Here is an 18,309-nt window from a genome sequence, read left to right on the forward strand (position 1 = left end):
TATCACCCTCCGATCCTCAAGAAAGATATTGATCAGGTCGGGGCGAAAATCAGGGTCACCGGGATTAAGGGAATTGATTGCCACCCCGCCTTCGCCCAGCGAGGAGTGAATGATACGGTATCGGTCGAGAGCAATGGCGACGTGTCCCCTGAAAAATCGCAGGTCACCCTTTCGGACCTGGTCAATATTGATCCAGTGTCCCGAAAAACGCTGATCCTTGCTGTCGCGGGGGAGTTTGATTCCGGCGGTACGATAGACCATTTGCACCAGCCCGGAGCAGTCAAAACCGAAGGGCGTAACACCTCCCCAGAGATACGGAACACCGAGAAATTTCCGGGCGTCACGGATAATTCCTTCAGGGTTGACGATTATGGCGTTATCCTCCAGAAGAGGGGTCAGTTTGCGGACTGAAATCTTGAGCAGGTGGTCATCATGAGTCATGATGAAGGCATCGCGGCCGATTTTCTCCACCAGATTAACTCTGGTTCCATAAAATAGAAACGGCGGGAAGTGCCTTGCTCCAGGCGGCGGTTTGACGCGCACCGTCGGCGATCCAACCTGATAATTGAGATGCTCCGAATGCATACCGAATAGTTTTTTCGATATAATATGTACGGCTCTCTGATCCACCCAGCCCTCATATCGGTCCTGTTGCCTTACAAGATAGTAACCATCGCGATCCTCGAGAATTTCAACAGCCTCGTTGAACAGCAACTGGCTTTTGCGCTCCGAACGAAATTTCGGCTCGGCGCGGAGATCGGCTACATTTCTGACGACCACGGCGTATTTCATCGCTTCCAATAAACAACCCCCGGGACTCGTTTGACAACAAAAAAAAAGCCGGACGACCTGAAAGTCGTCCGGCCATGATCAGCCCGGCAATACTAGAAATTGACCTTGCCGGTAAAGTACTGAATGTTGTCGAAAAACTGGGTTTCGTTCCAGGAATATTCCAATGTCAGATCGGTGGTTCCGAAATTGAAAACCACTCCGGCGCCAAAGGCCATGCCGTATAGGTAATCGACCTGCCTATCGTCAATTGAATATCCGGCTCTCAGGAAGTATTTCTCATCAAAGGAATACTCGGCGCCGAAACGCCAGAGGTCTTTGGAGAAATTGTTGGACTGGAAACTTCCGTAGGCGGTGGCCCGATTCCGTTCAATATTATAGAAATCCATAGCCGCGCCAAACTGGATATATGACGGCAACTCGAATTTTGCCGATTGGGCCTGGAAGGTCTTGTCAGGCGACACCGGATTCAAATTGGACGTCCGGCCATCGTAGCTGAAACCGGCGCCGGCGAATCTCATCTCCGGACCGACATTCTTGGCCACGATGCCGATCCTGAGACCGCGCCACTTGGTATCGTAGTTGATTCCAAAGTCAAGCGCCATTCCGGTGGCAGAGGCCCGGTCGACTGATTCGCTAATGAGACTACCGGTGATACCGAAGGTTACGCGATCGGTCATAATGCGGGAATAGGTCAGACCAATCACGGCGAAAGTCGGATTGAATGTTTCGCCGGTTCCTTCCGGTCCGGACATTTCCGAGGTAGTCTTAATGATATCGCCGACCGACAAAATCTTGGCGGAGATTCCGATGGCGCCGAAATCCTCAAATGATTTTGTCAACGCGAAGTAGTTGAGATCCATATCGGCGAAGTACTTGAGATGCGAAAACATGACTTCCGTACCTCGAGTAAAGGCGACACCGGCGGGATTATAGAAAATCGCCTCGGTTCCCATCGCGTCGGCACTGATGGCACCGCCCATAGCGGTTCCCCGGGAGCCGATCGGAATCTGAAGCTCCTGAGCTCCCGCAGAGCCAACACGCCTTTCACTCCCGGCCATACTTACCGAAGCGAGGGCCAGGAGCATCATCATCAGAATAAAGACCGTTTTCTTATTCATTTTGTAATTCCTCCCTCTCCTTAGTAAGTATTCAACTGTTCGATTTCGGGGAACACGGCCATTTTACCGTATTTGGCCCCGATACCGGGAGCATCCAAATACCAGATATAGACGCCTCCCGCCACGGGCGACCCCTCATCGGTCTGCAGATTCCATACAAGCCAGCTCTGACCTGGCGCTTTGTCACGCGAGGAGAGAGTTCGCACTTTATCGCCGGCGATGTTAAAAATCCTGAGAGTGAAATTATCGGGCATTCCCAGGAAACGAACCTGGCGGTCGAACTGATTGGCTTCATAGATGGAGAAGGCATAATATGGATTCGGCACCACCCGGATATCATCCAGCGCGTTTTTGGCCAGAGCCTCATTGTTCTGAACCGCCGCAGTGGTCTGGAAAGTAAAGCGGTCGTTGTTGTCCGACGGGTTGGCCCACAGGAACTCCAGAACGTCACCGCTGTCGATAACGTCAGTGGCAGAGAGCAGGGCAGGCCAGAGGGCATACATGAAGTCAAAGGCGGAGCCATCGCCGAAATCCTCAGTCGTATAATTGATAGCGGAGTTCAGCGGTTCATCGCCGCTATAGGGCGATTTCAGGACAAAGAGGTACTCACGGCCACCCAATTCGGCGGCGCTGGCGTTGGGACCCCAGGTTGAGTCATATACGGTTGAGCCGCTCCATTCAACGAAGGCGGCGTTCAACTGACGATTATTGACCACATCCCACACCTGGAACGGCACCCGGAAATAGTCCTGATAAGAATAACCGGGACGGAGGTAGTTATAAGCGTACTGGCCATTGGCCTTCGAGCCCATGAATCTGACTTCCACAGTGGTGAACGAATCAGGCATGGCAGCCGGATCCAAATACCCGCCCCAGAAATTGATTCCATAGTCGGCGCCATTGAAGAAGAAGTTAAGGCCCGCATTGATGCCGGTCAGCGCCTGGCGATGAGCGGCATTATTATTGAAATAGGTAACACTCTGCAGTTTCGGCACGTGCTGACCGATGATTTTCACCAGTATACCGTCGACGACATTATAGTTGTCATCGCCGGATTTATTCCACTGCTTGGCCAGAAGGCGGGTGTCGGTGGTGAGATCCCAAAGCTCCCAGTATTGGTGAATATTCACCGTATCACCATTCTGCCATAAGGTCGTTGTGTCGGGCCAGATTATCTCGGCTATCGTCGATTCGGGCGGCGATACCGTGCTGTCAATGGCATACAAGGTATCCGGGTAAATCGGGCGGAACAGCACCCGATATTGATGATCAGTCACTTTGGTCGGATCCACGATCGTAACGGTAACAAAGTCAGTAGTCGGGGGAATTTGATCATTAATCCTGCTATAAGTGGCCTGCTCATCGGTCGAGGCGGTCGCCCATTTCGAACCCGGGAGATCATCCTGCGGCGTCACGGTGATAGTCTGCTGCCTGTTTTCAAGGAACTTCAAACCACCCGGCACGGTGGGATCGGTAAAGGCATAGGAATAAGCGGTAACGGCATAATAATAGTCCATGCCGTTATGCAGGCGCGTGCCGAGGATATAATCCTGGTCGATTTCAATATAATGCCGGACACCGGCATCAGAACCAAAAACGACCGGCTTGTTAACCACCGCGCCGACTGTCTCATCAAGCACATCATCGCGAAGAACGCCAAAGCCGTTATTGACATCATAAGTGGCGATCATTCTCCAGGGTCCCGCAACGGTTTGACCCTGATACACGACATACCCTTCAAAGGTGTGTGAGGGCTCCTTGTACTCCAACTCGGAGCGGTCGGTCCAGGTCAGGACGACTTTGCGGTCATAAGCCTGAGAAGTAACTACCGGCCGCGGGGGCGGCGAGGGCAACTGAAAGTTTACGTCATAAGCATATTGGCCCAACTGATCAAAGAACTTCAATGCGCTCACCGAGGTGAGTCGATCGGCGCCCTGCCCGACCACAATACCGGCCGCAATAACCTGCGTATCGTTGGGACTCATGGTGAAAGGACCGGCGCTAAGCATGAAACGGCGGTCGCCGGGACTGGCGTCAATCCAACCCTTTCCGGAAATCGGATCGCCGGCTCCAAAGAATTTGGTTACAAAACCAGAATCGGGATCGACATAAGGGCAGGTATCGCAGTTCTCTACGGCATCAAATCCTCTCATAAAGCCGTAAGCCTGAGTGGAAACATCAGGGTCGGTGCCGTTGGTATATTTGTTGAAAGACTCCATCCCGAGCTTGATAGCATCATAAATGGTGTCGCCGGTATTGGTAACGACAAAGGCACCATCAAAGACCGAATCGGGATAGATAGGGTCGCCTCGGCGAATAATAGGCCCCTGGAAAAAGTCAAAGCCGATCGCCGGCGGCCGCGAGCCATAAGTCTGGTCGTTATTGGATCCATTATAGCAGTAACCCAACGACAAGGCAGTATCGCAGCCGACCAAATCGTCAGAAGCACCGCCGAGGTCCGGATCCGCCCAGAGCGAAATATAAGTCGAATCAATGGTATTGGGCGACTTATTAATGATAACCCATCTGGCAAAAATAGTATTGCCCAGAGCTCCGGGAAGATCGAAGCCGAAGAAATTGGCTTGAAGCTCAACACCCAGCCGCAGCGTGCCACCGCCATATGCGGCATAATTGTGGGGGCCGCCGTCATTGAAGACCGCCCAGAGGGACTGGTCGCCGAACAATAACGGATTGCCGTTGGAATCGAGAGGCGCACCGTCAATGGAAGCGCTGTCCTTCCAGAGCTGATAGTCATTAAAATGGCGGGCTGAATCAACCCGCAGAAAGGGCGTTCCATCGGCAATTCCGATTCCCCCCTTGTTGGGGTCGAGCCAAATCGAATTATCCTTCAAAATCTTATAGACTTTGAATCGATTTCTGTCGGTCAACCGATTGCCCGTGGCATCGGCCGGGCCGGGGTAGTATTCCGGTGTGTCGAAAGCGCCGACGGCCAGCCTAATCTCGCCATCGACCAGACCACCCACCCAGATTCCTGCCGAGAAGAGAACGGATTTGTCGGTGCCGGCAGGATAGTAGAGACCGTCATTTTTCTGCGATTCCAGCAACAGGCCCCAATCCATGGCGTAACCACCCGCATTCGTCACAAACATCTGCAGGTTGTTGACATTAATCATCGTTTCAGTATCGGTGACCATCGACTTGCCCGGCTTAGAGGCTCTCATACCGGTCATTGCCGGAGGAAGGGCCAGCGCCAGCGAGCAGAAAATCACCAACACTGCTATGGCAATAAATATCCTGTTCATTTTCATAATTTCATACCTCCCTGGCTTAGAAACTCATCCTGATACCGAAACGGACCTGACGCGGGGTGTCGAAGTTTGCCGGGTCTTTCTGTTTCAGTTCATATTTTTGCTTTCCGGTCAGACCGGAAGCATCGTGAACCGTGTTCCAGCGAGTCTGGAATTCATCTCCCTGCTGGGTATTAAGCCAGGCTGTTGCCTCGCCATTTCCCGAGGTTTCATAAACGGCCACCGGGTTCTTGCGATCGAAGAGATTCAGCACCCAGACATAGAAGTCAAAATTAGTACCGCGGTAGGAAATGGATTTACTCGCCTTCAGGTCGATTCTGAATCTCCAACCCATATAGCGAGAGTTGGCCGAACCGGCAGGAGTATAGGAAACAGCGTATAGCGTGGCCGGGTCGGCATCGAGACGAACCGGCGAATAAGGTGTTCCTGACGAGAGATTCATAATCACGTTTATACCGGCGTTTTCCAGAGGATAAATGGTCCCCAGCTTGGGGCCCTCACCCTTGCCGGCCCTCAGGTCAACCACGCCGGTGATTTTATGGCGTTGATCGAAATCCAGAGCGGCGGTCTGCAGCGGTTTTTCGGAAGAAGTCCAGGCGATATTCGACTGCGTGTTGGCAAAAGAGCCGGTTCCATTAGCCCAGGAGATCGAATAGTTGAGGTCAACGGTCATGTTGTGAATCCGGCGCATATTGAGCGAGAAATCGATACCTTTGATGGTGCCGAAGTCATTGTTGAAATAGATCGAATAGGCTCTTGGAAAAGCCGGGAATGTCGCCACCTGGGTCAGGTTGGAAACATCTTTATAATAGGCCGTGGCATCAAAGGAAGTATAATCGCCCAACTGGTGAGAAATTCCAAACTCATAAGCGGTAGTCTTTTCCGGCTCGAGATTGGGATTTCCGAAGGCATAGAAGTAACCACCGGAATTTACCTTGTAAGCGTAATAATCATAGCCGACATAGAGGAAGTTGAGGTCCGGGCGCTGGAAGAATTTTCCATAGCTCATGTGCATGACCGTCTTGTCCGAGACAGGGAATCCAAGACCAAGCCTTGGTGAGAGTCTGGTTTGCGCCTTGCTGTCTTGCAGATCGGACAACTCCAGCGTGGAGGCATTGTTTCCCGTGTTATCGGGATCGAACGGCCGGCTCAGATTTTTCACTCGGAGGGCACGGGTGTCGAAATAATCGAAGCGCACACCAGCATTGATAACCAGGTCATTCCATTCGAATTTATCCTGAAGATACAGTGCCCAGTTAATCGGCTTTTTGCTTTCATTCTGCCATCCCAGGACGTCATCCGACTGTTCATTGGCATAGGCGCCATATCCGTAACGGTCGTAGTCAATCGAAGTCGGATTGGTCGGGAACAGGTGGCGGTAGTACTTCAGGTTATGTCTCTGGAATTCAAAACCGGCCTTAACCAGATGATGCTGGGTCACCTGGCTGGTCATATCCATATCGAGTCCGAAATAGCGGGATTTCCGATGCAGGAAATCATCCCAGACATGGCCTTCATCGATACCGGGAGTAACGCTGGCGAGATCGTCCCATGACATGAACAAGCCGGTGGCATCAAAGGCCGGATTTCCGCGCGGGTTGCCATAAGCCTCCAGATCCTTAAAATAGACTCCGTCGCCCCGAATTCTCTCCGTGATGAAATAGCTCATGGAAGCGGTATAGAAAGTCTTGGGAGACAGGGTATGGGTCCATTTAAGGTAGAAAGAGCCATTCCGGTCATCATAACGCGGCGTATGGGCAGTATTAAAATAATAGGAATGAAGGTACTCCTGCCATTTGTCAATGGAGTACATGCCGCCAACCTTAATATTCATGTTGTCGTTGAGGCGGAATGACAGTTTTCCCTGACCGCCCCATCCGTCAAGGGTATTGTGCGGCAGCTGGCCATCCACAATGCCCGAAGGCTGACGGTCCCGCTGCCAGCGTCTTTCGCCCGACAGGAAGAAAGTCGAACCTTCCAATTCGGGAATCGGGCCGCCGACATTGACATCATAAGTGTTGTAGTCAAAATTGTCCTTCAACACCTGATCGGTCACGGCCTCAAGCGCTCCGGAGTACTTGCTGGTTCCCTCTTTGGTGGTGGCGTTGATAACGCCCGAGGCAACCCAGCCATATTCAGCGCTGAAACCGCCGGTGGTGATTTCCAATTCCGAAAGAGCATTATTGTTAATGTTGGTGGTAGAGACACCCGACAGAGGATCCTGCTGCGAGAAACCATCGACGTAATAAGCAACCTCGCTGGAACGGCCGCCGCGGATATTCAACTGAACGGTGTTCGTGTTCTCGCGGGCGCCCCGAACTCTGGTGTTGGGGTTATCTCTGAATGCAACCACACCGGCCTGTAAGCCGACAATATCCTGATAGCCGCGGGTCGGCATATTCTGGATTTGATCGGACTCGACCAGTTTGATAGAGGCGGTTTTGTCCTTAATAATCAGGGGGCGTTCAGCCGTAACTACAATCGTCTTCCCCAGATCCAGAGCCTTTTTGGAAAGGGAAAAATCGGAATATGTGGTGAGGTCGATGGAGACTTTCAAATTGGTTATCTCCACCGGAGCAAAACCGATAAGAGAGGCCTTAAGCGTATAAGTACCCACCGGTATATTCAGGATGAAGTACTCCCCCTGCTCGTTGGTTAAGGCGCCCAATTTGGTACCGACAATCGATACCGGACAGCCGGGAAGCGGTTCTTTGGTCTCTTCATTAACGACCTTCCCGGATATCTTGCCGGTGGTTCCCGCCATGAGCGGTATAGCAAGGACCAATAGCCCCACAAGAACCACCATCATCCAAGCAAATATTTTCTTATTCAATTTTATAACCCTCCATTAGGTTTAATGGTAAAGTCGTTATCAATTGAGAATCTTCTTGTACCGTTCACCTCCTTGTGAGACAGCAATAGATGTTTTATGTACGTTTTCTTACTTCCATCAAAGCCGGGATTAACAGATCCATCTGCAAGTGGGAAAGCCTGTAGCCAAACAACGCTCGGATAGAAATCCATTAATCTCTACTGCATTATCAATTACGAAGTTGCGATATTTTTTGTCAACTAAAAAACAGTCCGATCCTTCTGCAATTAAAGTGGCCTTTATTGCATAAAAATCGGACAATTTTGCGAAAACTTAAGCGCTTTGCTTGATTTTTGCTATTGCTGCCTCAACCTTGGAGAGGGCTTTCTGAATATTTTCAATGGAGTTGGCGTAAGAGAACCGCATATAACCTTCGCCGAAACTGCCGAAGGCGGTACCTGAAAGAGCGGCTACACCATATTTCTCAAGGATGAAATCGGCGAGGTCTTTTGATTTCCAGCCGGTGCCGGTGATATTGGGATAGGCGTAAAAAGCACCCAGCGGCTTTTTGCAGGTGAAGCCGTCAATCTTGTTCAATCCCGCCACAATGACATCCCGCCGCTTCTTGAATTCGGCCACCATTTTGTCCGACTCTTCCTGAGGGCCGGTGATAGCCTCTTTCATAGCAATCTGAGAGAAAGAAGCAGTGCAAGAAGTGGAATTGGTGGCCAGGCGGGCGACATGAGCGGCCAGCGTCTCCTCCATCACACCATACCCCAGCCGCCACCCGGTCATGGCATAGGTTTTGGACATTCCGTCCAGGATGATGGTTCGCTCGAGGGCGCCGGGGAATTGTGTCAACGATTCAAATTTGGCCTCATAAATAATGCGGGAGTAAATTTCATCGGAGAGTATCCAAACATCTTTTTCGACCGCAATTCCGGCGATCTCTTCCAGATCGTTATGAGTGAGAACGCCGCCGGTAGGATTCTGGGGCGAATTGATGATAATCAGCTTGGTTTTGGGCGTGACCAGAGACTTCAATTCCTTAACGTCAAGACGGAAATCGTTTTCTTCCCGGAGGTAGATGGGGACGGCCTTGGCGCCGATAAAATTGATGATCGATTCATAAATGGGAAAACCGGGATTGGGGAATATCACTTCCTCCCCTTCATTGACCAGTGCGAGCATGGTAAAGAACATGATCGGCTTGCCGCCGGGGGTGATAACGACATTCCTAAAATTGGTTTTTATTCCGCGCGTTCGATTGATATAATCTGAAACGACCTCACGAACATCAGGATAGCCGGGGGATGGATTATAGTGCGTAAATCCACCGCGAATTGCTTCGATTGCGGCATCACAAATATTGGCCGGGGTGGCAAAGTCGGGCTCACCAATTTCGAGATGAATTACTTCCATCCCTTTAGCCTCAAGACTTTTTGCCTTAACCAGGACATCGAAGGCTGATTCTGTCCCCAGTCTTTTCATTCTTTCAGCGTATTTCATCTCTATCTCCTGCAGTCAATCTTCAGCATAAGAATTAGCTAAGGTTAAATCTTAACGGAGTTTCAGAAGCTGTCTGGCCTTATCGGCAATGAACTCTGCGGCTACCTCGAACTCCTTGACCAGTTGCCAGGGAAGTCCGGATTCGCCGAAACGGTCCTTTACCCCGACCATGCCAAAGGGTATGATCTTGCCATCGCCGGAGACACCTTCCAACATGGCCGCAGCCACCAGATTCCCGAGTCCGCCCACCTGGTGCTCTTCAGCGGTGACAATGCAACGGGTTTCGCGCACGGCCCTGAGAATGGCCTCTTTATCGAGGGGCTTGACTGTATGCATGTTTATTACTCTGGTCTCGATACCATAATCGCTTTTCAAAATCCAGGCGGCACGAAGCGCCTCGGCCGCTTCGGGCCCGCAGGAAATTATGGTCAGATCTTCATTTTCCGATCTGTAGTCGGGCGAGAGTTTAATTTCGAAGGCATCTCTAAATTTGTCTTTCTCGCCGCGGAAACGATAGATATTGGCGACTCCGAATTTGAAAGGTGTATTCACATCGGAAACCACCGGCGTCGCTTCGCGAGCGAAGCGGACATATTTGGGTCCGACAATATCAAATAGCATGGCTTTTGTCATCTTTTTGCTTTCCACCGAATCGACCGGCACGCCGACCCGCATATTGGGAAGGCCGCACATCTGGAAAAGGGACTCGAGCTCCTGGTGCGTTGCACCATCCGGGCCGACCGAAACACCGCCATGGGCGCCAACGATGAGAACATTAAAATCGCCATAGCAGACCGAGACACGCAACTGGTCGAGATTACGGGCAGAGGAGAAAACACCATAAGTCCCGAAAACGGGTAATTTCCCTTCCTTGGCCAGCCCAGCCGCCACCGTCGTTCCCCCCTGCTCGGCCACGCCGACCGATATCCAGCGGTTTTTCCGCTCGGGGTGGTTCTTATAAAAATCGGAAATGGTGATGGAATCGGAAATATCAGCGCCGATGCAAACGACTCGTTCATCGCCACCATACTCATCGAGCGCCCGACCCATTCCCTTGCGGGTGGGATCCATATCGGCTTTCATATTGTCTTGTTTATTCCACCAGAAATCCCGGGAGAATTTGGGCATCTTGGCATCAAGTCTCTTTTCCACCATTACCTGATGGTCGGTGCCGACCTTAAAGAATTTTTCGAGATCAAATTTAGTGGAAAGTCCCAATTCCGCCAGGGCCTTGATCATTTCTTCCTTGTTGGGCGGTTTACCATGCCATCCGGCAACGTTTTCCATGAAACTGACCCCTTTGCCTTTGGTCGTCCTGGCCAGAATCAAGGTCGGCTTTTCCTGGGAGTGACAGGCTCTATCCAGAGCGTTCAAAATAGCTGCAATATCATGGCCGTCGACCTCTATCACATCCCATTTGAAAGCCCGGTACTTATCCGCCAGCGGGTCGATATCCTGAACATCTTTCACCAAGCCGTCTATCTGCAGCCGGTTAAAGTCTATGATATTGATAAAATTATTCAGTTTGAAATTTCCCGCCTCCATGGCCGCTTCCCACATGGAGCCTTCCTGATGCTCGCCATCAGAGGTTATCGCAAAAACCCGATGGTCCTTTTTGTCTAATTTGGCCGCCAGAGCCACACCGACAGCCACCGACATCCCCTGGCCCAGCGAACCGGAGGAAATCTCGACCCCACCCAGTTCTTTCCGATGTGGGTGCCCCTGCAAAGGAGAATAAAGCATTCTCAGCTTGGCCAGTTCATCCTCAGGGAAATAACCGGATACGGCCAAAGATATATAAAGCGCCGGGGCCTTGTGCCCGGCCGACCAGATGACCCGGTCGCGATCTTCCCAGCCTGGGTTTTTGGGATCGTGCCGTGCCACTTTCAGGTACAGACAGGCCAGGATATCCATCATGGAAAGGGTCCCGCCGGAATGCCCTGATTGCCCGGAACATAGGGATATCATGTCCAGGCCGCGCATATAATTAGCACGTTCTTTCAGTTCATCTATTGTGTAGTCTCTAATAACTTTACCGGTCTTTGAATCAAGGAGCGGCATCTTACCTCCGAGTCCTCATGTTTGTGAATTTTGTAACTTGTCAGCAGCAAATATATTACTTAATAATTTAAAGTCAACCATTTCGTTTCAACTTTTCAATCAGTTTTTCCACCTGAACTTCAAGTGAATCAAGAGATTTATTGTTGTGAATGATAAAGTCGGCATGCTTTCTCAGTTCGATGAAGCCTTTCTGGGATCTGATCCTCGTTATTATTTCAGCCCGAGAATACCCCTTTTTCAAGAGGCGAGCCGCTTTTATCTCATTGCGGGAATGAACCAAAACCGTGTATTGAACCTCTTTATCCCAATTCCAATCAATCAGTAGAGCGGCGTCAACCACAACTAAGGCATGTTTCTTGAGGGCAAGGGAAGTTTGCCGACCCAGTTTCCGGAGAAGTCGGGGATGAACAATTTTATCTAATCTTCGCTTACCTGCCGGAGTAGCGAAAGCGAGTTCTCCCAGAAGGCGCCGGCGGAGTTTTCCACCCGGAGTCAATATCTCGGCCCCAAATGCTCCAACCAATTCTCTGAGAACTACCCGATTCTGTTCGACTACTTCTCGGCCGATCTGATCGGCCGATATAACATAGGCCCCATGTTTCTCAAACAGGCGGGCAACCTCCGATTTGCCTGTTCCGATCTGACCGGTGATTCCGATAAGCATGGCGATTTGACTGCCCCTATTTGGCCTCGAGCCAGTTGGAGCCAACTCCGATATCGACGGTTATCGGGACTTTCAACCTGACCGCTTTTTCCATCCCGTCCCGCACCAATTCGCGCAACTCATCAATTTCATCCCGGTGGGCGTCAAAAACCAATTCATCATGGACCTGCAGAATCATTTTTGACTTCATCCCCTCGATTCGTTTGAAAATATGAATCATGGCCAGCTTGATCATATCGGCGGCGGTTCCCTGAATGGGAGTGTTGATGGCCGTTCTTTCGGCAAACTGCCGCACCTGGAAATTTTTGGCATTGATTTCCGGCAAGTACCTTATGCGGTTGAAGAGGGTTGTTACATAGACGTTCTTTCGAGCGGATTCGATGGTGCTGTCCATATATTTCTTGATGCCGGGATAGCGGGCAAAATAGGTATCAATGAATTCCTTCGATTGGGTGACATCCAGCTCTGTTTGCTGCGAAAGACCATAAGCAGTGACACCGTAAATGACGGCAAAGTTGGCCGTCTTGGCCGAACGCCGCATCTCGGGAGTGACATCTTTGATATCAACACCAAAGACCTCGGCGGCGGTTCGGGCATGAATATCTTCCCTGTCTTCGAAAGCTTTTATCAGCGTTTTGTCTTCGGAAAAATGGGCCAGTATCCGTAGCTCTATCTGGGAATAATCGGCCGATAAAAGAAGGTAGTTTTCGTCGCGGGGAATAAATGCTTTGCGGATCTGGCGGCCGATTTCGGTCCGTATCGGAATGTTCTGCAGGTTGGGATCGGTAGAGGAAAGTCTGCCCGTAGCGGTAATAGTCTGGTTGAATGAAGTATGTACTCTGCCGGTCTCCTTGCTGATCAGGGCCGGTATAGCGTCGATATAAGTATTCTTCAGTTTCAGCAACTGACGATAGTCAAGAATCATGCGCGGCAGATTATGGATGGCGGCTAATTCTTCAAGGACTCTGATATCGGTGGCAAAGTTTGTTTTCTTGGCGGTCTTTCCACGCGTTGGGAGTTTCAGTTTTTCAAAAAGAATTATCGATAGCTGTTGTGTGGAATTAATATTGAATTCCTGTCCGGCCTCGATATAAATATCCCGTGTTAATATCTCCAGATCCTGATCCAGTCTCTTGGACATTGCCGCCAAATAATCGGAATCGATCCTCACCCCGGCTTTTTCCATCGCCGCCAGCACTTTGATAAGCGGAATTTCAATATTGTAGTAAAGATTATGCAATTTGAGTTGATCGATTTTCGGCGCCAGAACGCCTCGCAACCGGTAAGTGTAATCGGCATCCTCGGCGGAGTAAAAGGTCGCCTTATCGATCTCAACCTCGGCGAAAGATATCTGTTTTTTACCCGATCCGATCAGATCGGTGATCGGCTGCATATGGTAATTGAATTGCTCGAAAGCCAGATGATTGAGACCATGCTGACGCCCCGAAGGGTTGATGACATACGATGCCAACATGGTATCGAAAGAGACCGGGTCGATTTCCAGCCCTGCCCGTTGCAGAACCTCCAGGTCGAATTTGATATTCTGCCCGAATTTCTGCACTTTTCGGTCCGCAAAGAGACCGGAGAGGAGTTTAAATGCTTCTTCGTGCGGGAGATTTTTCTTGCTGTCGGTATGGCCTATGGGCAGGTAATAAGCTTTCCCGGCCTCGGCACAGAGCGAAATGCCGACCAATCCGGCCTCGAGCGAATTAAGAGAAGTTGTTTCGGTATCGATCGCTATTTCCCGCTTTTCGGATAGTTCCCCGACCAGTTGCTCCAGCTGTGCGATATCTGAAATACAGAGATATGCGGCTTGTTTATTCTGAAGCACCGCAGCGCTATCGATCTTGAGTTCAAGGGTTCCGGTTTCTCTGGCCAGGGCTTCGAGAAGTGCAAAAAACTCCAATTCCATAAACAGCTTCTTGGCCTTTTCAAAATTAATCTCTCCGCGTTTCATGTTTTCCAGAGAGAATTCAATCGGGACGGCGGTATCCAGAGTGACCAGCTTAAGAGACAATTCGGCCAGGGGGATATTTTCGGCGATTTTAGTTCGGACACCTTTGGCCTTGATTTTTTCGGGAGCTTTGAGGACCGCTTCCAGAGAGCCGAATTCATTTATCAATGATATGGCAGTCTTAGGACCGATTCCGGGAATGCCGGGAACATTGTCGGAGGAATCGCCCATGAGTGAGAGGACATCGACCACCTTTTCGGGCGGGACACCGAATTTGGCGATGACCCCGACACGGTCGAGTTTCTCGGGCGGAAGCGCTCCCTTCTGCGGATTATACATTTTAACCTGCGCGGAGACAAGTTGAAAAAGGTCTTTATCGCCGGAGACAATCCAGACATTCATCCCCCGCTTTTCGGCTTCTTTGGCCAGAGTGCCGATTATATCATCCGCCTCGTACCCTTCCATTTCCAGCGAAGGAAGATTCAGCGCTTCGGCGGCCTCCCTGATACGCGGCAATTGAAGGACCAGCTCCTCGGGCATTTTGGCACGGGTAGATTTATATTCATCGTACATCCGGTGGCGAAAAGTGGGCGCCTTGGTGTCGAAGACGACGGCCATATAATCGGGATTTTCGTCCTTGATGATTTTCAGCAGGGAATTAATGAAGCCATAAGGAGCGGAAGTGTTTTCTCCCCTGGAATTTATCAAGGGATTACGGATGAAAGCAAAATAGGCCCGGTAGAAAATGGCGGAGCCATCGACCAGAAAGAGCGATTTCTCCTTCATCGATATAGTCCCCGGGATTCGATGAATTGGCGGACTTCTTCCGGAACAAGGTAACGGATGGAACGCCCTTCCCTGACCGCATTCCTGATAGCCGTCGAGGAAATTTCGATCAACGGCATGGGGAATTGCTCGACCCGGCCGAACCATTTAGATTTTTCGAATTCCTGATCAAATCCCGGGCGATTGCCAACGACAATTTTGACCCTTTCAATCAACTCCTCCGGTTTATGCCAGCTATCCAATTGAGTCAAATTATCGGCCCCGAGAATCAGATGCCAGACGACACCCGGATATTTCTGATTCAGGAAATCGACGATGGCAAGAGTATAACCGGGGCTTTTCAGATCCCGCTCCAGGTCGGAAATGGCGAACTTTTCATTCCCTTCGATAGCCAGCCGGGTCATCATATATCGGTTATCGAAAACAGCTACCGGCTTTTCCGCCCGATGGGGCGGATCGAAACTCGGTATGAAAAGAATCCCTTCGTAATTGAATTTCTGCAAGGCGCACTGGGCAAGAATCAGATGTCCATAATGGATGGGGTCAAAAATCCCCCCCATTATTCCCCAGAGAGCGCCTTTATTTGGATGGAACGGAAGCATTCGCCGTATTCAGCTTGCGCGTGATTTTCTCCACAAAGCTTTTGGCTTTGGGAACCAATTGATTCGCGGGATAGACGGTCAGAAAATTATTGAATTTCTCAAGGGCTTCGGGATATTTCTTCTGTTTATAGGATATTTCGGCCATATTGAACAACGCCCTGGCGCCATACTCGGTATCGGTATAGTCATCTATGACGAGCTGAAAATAAATCTCGGCCGCCTTGAAATCCTCCAGCTTGAAATAGAGATAGGCGTTTTCATAATCCTTGCGAGCCATTCGCGTGCGGGCCTCAAGGATTACTCTGCGGGCATCCTCAATAAGAGGCGAGTCTGGATTTTCGACAATGAAGTCCTCCATGGCGGTAATTGCCTTCTTTAAATCCTCCTGATCCAAACCGTAATGGGCAGGAGTATTCTTGAAATAGCAGACTCCAGCCATATACTGGGAGTCATCAACATATTCGGAACGCGGGTAATTAGAGGATAGACGGCTGAACTCGACCCCGGCCAGTTCATAATCTTCATTCTCATAATAGGCCATCGCCAGAAAATACTGGGCGGTATCGATAATGTTCGATCCGGGGTAATTGAAAATGACTTTCTGGAAATCCTCAATGGCTGAAAGATAATGTTTCTTATCGAGTTCGGTTTTGGCAATATCAAATTGCTCACTGGCCGTGGGCGCTATTTTGATAATATGCTTGCCGCAGGATAGAAGAAGAATTCCGCATAGAATCGCTCCTCCGCTGAGCACAAAAAACTTTGATTTCAAATTGTGTATCGCTCCTTTAACATTTCATAGTTGTTCATGACTTTATCCAGGAATAACTTGGGCAAAGGTTTGTTTAAACTCATTCGGCTTTTTAATTCCGTCTCCCCCAGATTATAGGAGATGAGCGCTTTACGCACATCCTTAAACTTCAGAATCAGTTCAAAAAGATGCAGTGAACCCATGCGAATATTCAGTTCCGGCTGGCGCAGTGTCTGTTCGCCCTTCCAGTCGACACCGATTTTGCCCGCCAGAGAGCGGCCGGTCAGGGGACGAATCTGCATCAACCCTTCGGCGCCCCGTGACGAAACCTGATAGTTGCGGAAGGATGATTCCGTTAGAATAAGAGAAAGAAGAAACAGCGGGTCATAGTCGTATCTGTTGCATTCCGAGGATATCACCTCGGCCAGTTCAGCCTCTTCCTTATCGGTGAAACCGATCTGAAAATCCTCAATCACCTGAAGAATTTTAAGTTTTTCCTCCAGTTCCGTAATCCGTTTTTGCTGAAAATCGATCTGCTTTTCCAGGTCAAATTTGTCCTGGACAAGCAGCACGATAAAGACCGACTGCAGGAGATACACCAGGACAAATAAAAGCGCGATCGGCTTGGAAAGGAAAATGCCCAATTTTTCGTATTTAATCATCTCGGCCCGATTTCAGTTGTGGCGATCAAATCATACCCTTCCGTCATGATTATTTTCGCGTCCAGAATATCGCCGGTTTTAACCTTTGGATCCCTGACCAGAACATTCTGATCTATATCAGGGCAATCACCTTTAGTTCTGCCAACAGCGAGAGAGTCCGGCTCGGCTTTGTCAATAATAACCTTTTGAATCGTGTCAATCAAGGCAATATTTTTCCGGAAGGCGATCTCCTGTTGCAGCGTCATCAGTTTATCCAGCCGCTCATCCTTGACCGTTTCAGAGACCTGCGCGGCGAAACGAGCGGCGGGCGTTCCCTCCTCCTGCGAATATTTGAATACCCCCAGCCGTTCGAATTCAAAATCGGCGATAAAATCGCGCAATTCGGAAAACTCCGTATCGGTCTCGCCCGGCAGACCGGCGATGAAAGTGGTTCTAATGATATTATCGGGAGAAGCATCCCTGATCTTTTGCAGAATTTCCTCGATCCGGGCGCGGTTAATCCGGCGGTTCATTTTCGAAAGAATGGTATCGCTTATATGTTGCAGGGGGACATCAAAATAACCCAGGGTTTTCGGGGAAAAGGAAAGATATTGGATTAGTTCATCGGTGACGGCCTCGGGGTGGAGATACATGAGACGAATCCATTCGATACCGGCCACCTGCTCCAGCCTCAGCAGAAGACTGATAATATTGGTGCCATCTTTGAGATCGCGGCCGTACCCGGTTCCCTCCTGAGAAACCAGAATGAGCTCTTTCCGACCGGCTCCGGCCAGAAATTGGGCCTCACTAATTATATCCTCTATCGGGCGGCTGCGGTAACGGCCGCGAATATACGGTATGGCGCAATAGCCGCAATAGCGGTCGCAGCCATCGGAGATTTTGAGATATTCGTAGCAATATCCGCTTTCCAGATATCGTCTGGTTCCGGCCAGATAGGAAAGGTCAGGGGCGGGATTGATTAATATTTTCGCCCGGCTGCTTACTCCATCGGCCATGGCTCCGGCCAGCGCCTCCAATTCGCCCAGTCCAAAAATGCCGTCAATCCCTCTTATATCGCGAAGTAATTTCTCTCCGTATCTTTGAGAAAGACAGCCGGTGACATAAAGTCTTGCGATCTTTCCCTGTTGCTTGGCCTTTTCATAAAACAATATTTCCTGTATCGATTCATCCTTGGCCGGAAGAATGAAACCGCAGGTATTTATAATAACCGCCTCGGCATCATCGGCCTGGCCGGTAATCTGATGGCCGGCATCAATCAGTCTTCCGGAAATAAAATCGCCATCGACATCATTCTTGGGACAGCCCAATTTTTTGATAAAAAATTTCATC

General features: G+C 50.1%; 12 protein-coding genes. All 12 read right to left on the reverse strand.

Features of this window, described 5'->3' with window-relative positions; genetic code table 11:
* Positions 1-792 (reverse strand): C40 family peptidase (locus tag NT002_07300; GenBank protein MCX6829076.1); only part of this gene is annotated, 792 nt, incomplete at its 3' end.
* A gap of 92 nt (positions 793-884) precedes the next feature.
* Positions 885-1,910, reverse strand: coding sequence for a PorV/PorQ family protein (locus NT002_07305; protein ID MCX6829077.1), 1,026 nt, complete (start codon positions 1,908-1,910; stop codon positions 885-887).
* 20 nt (positions 1,911-1,930) lie between these two features.
* Positions 1,931-5,179 (reverse strand): hypothetical protein, encoded by a 3,249-nt coding sequence (locus NT002_07310; GenBank protein ID MCX6829078.1) that lies wholly within the window; start codon positions 5,177-5,179, stop codon positions 1,931-1,933.
* 19 nt (positions 5,180-5,198) lie between these two features.
* Positions 5,199-8,012, reverse strand: a complete 2,814-nt coding sequence (locus NT002_07315) for a TonB-dependent receptor (protein ID MCX6829079.1) — start codon at positions 8,010-8,012, stop codon at positions 5,199-5,201.
* Positions 8,013-8,324: 312 nt separating this feature from the next.
* Positions 8,325-9,500, reverse strand: coding sequence for a pyridoxal phosphate-dependent aminotransferase (locus NT002_07320; protein MCX6829080.1), 1,176 nt, complete (start codon positions 9,498-9,500; stop codon positions 8,325-8,327).
* 51 nt (positions 9,501-9,551) lie between these two features.
* Positions 9,552-11,561, reverse strand: a complete 2,010-nt coding sequence (locus tag NT002_07325) for a transketolase (GenBank protein ID MCX6829081.1) — start codon at positions 11,559-11,561, stop codon at positions 9,552-9,554.
* 73 nt (positions 11,562-11,634) lie between these two features.
* On the reverse strand, positions 11,635-12,225 hold the full coding sequence (gene coaE, locus NT002_07330) for a dephospho-CoA kinase (GenBank protein ID MCX6829082.1): 591 nt from the start codon (positions 12,223-12,225) through the stop codon (positions 11,635-11,637).
* Between the two features lie 16 nt (positions 12,226-12,241).
* Positions 12,242-14,965 (reverse strand): DNA polymerase I, encoded by a 2,724-nt coding sequence (gene polA / locus NT002_07335; GenBank protein ID MCX6829083.1) that lies wholly within the window; start codon positions 14,963-14,965, stop codon positions 12,242-12,244.
* Positions 14,962-15,567: a nicotinate-nucleotide adenylyltransferase gene (gene nadD, locus NT002_07340; GenBank protein MCX6829084.1), complete on the reverse strand. Its 606-nt coding sequence runs from the start codon at positions 15,565-15,567 to the stop codon at positions 14,962-14,964. The genes polA and nadD overlap by 4 nt, the downstream gene beginning before the upstream one ends.
* On the reverse strand, positions 15,545-16,339 hold the full coding sequence (bamD, locus tag NT002_07345; protein ID MCX6829085.1) for an outer membrane protein assembly factor BamD: 795 nt from the start codon (positions 16,337-16,339) through the stop codon (positions 15,545-15,547). The genes nadD and bamD overlap by 23 nt, the downstream gene beginning before the upstream one ends.
* Positions 16,336-16,980, reverse strand: a complete 645-nt coding sequence (locus NT002_07350; protein ID MCX6829086.1) for a lytic transglycosylase domain-containing protein — start codon at positions 16,978-16,980, stop codon at positions 16,336-16,338. Before NT002_07350 ends, bamD begins: the two co-directional genes overlap by 4 nt.
* Positions 16,977-18,308, reverse strand: coding sequence for a 30S ribosomal protein S12 methylthiotransferase RimO (gene rimO, locus NT002_07355; GenBank protein ID MCX6829087.1), 1,332 nt, complete (start codon positions 18,306-18,308; stop codon positions 16,977-16,979). Before rimO ends, NT002_07350 begins: the two co-directional genes overlap by 4 nt.
* Position 18,309: the final 1 nt, after the last annotated feature.

The organism is Candidatus Zixiibacteriota bacterium, assembly GCA_026397505.1.
Classification (GTDB): domain Bacteria; phylum Zixibacteria; class MSB-5A5; order GN15; family PGXB01; genus JAPLUR01.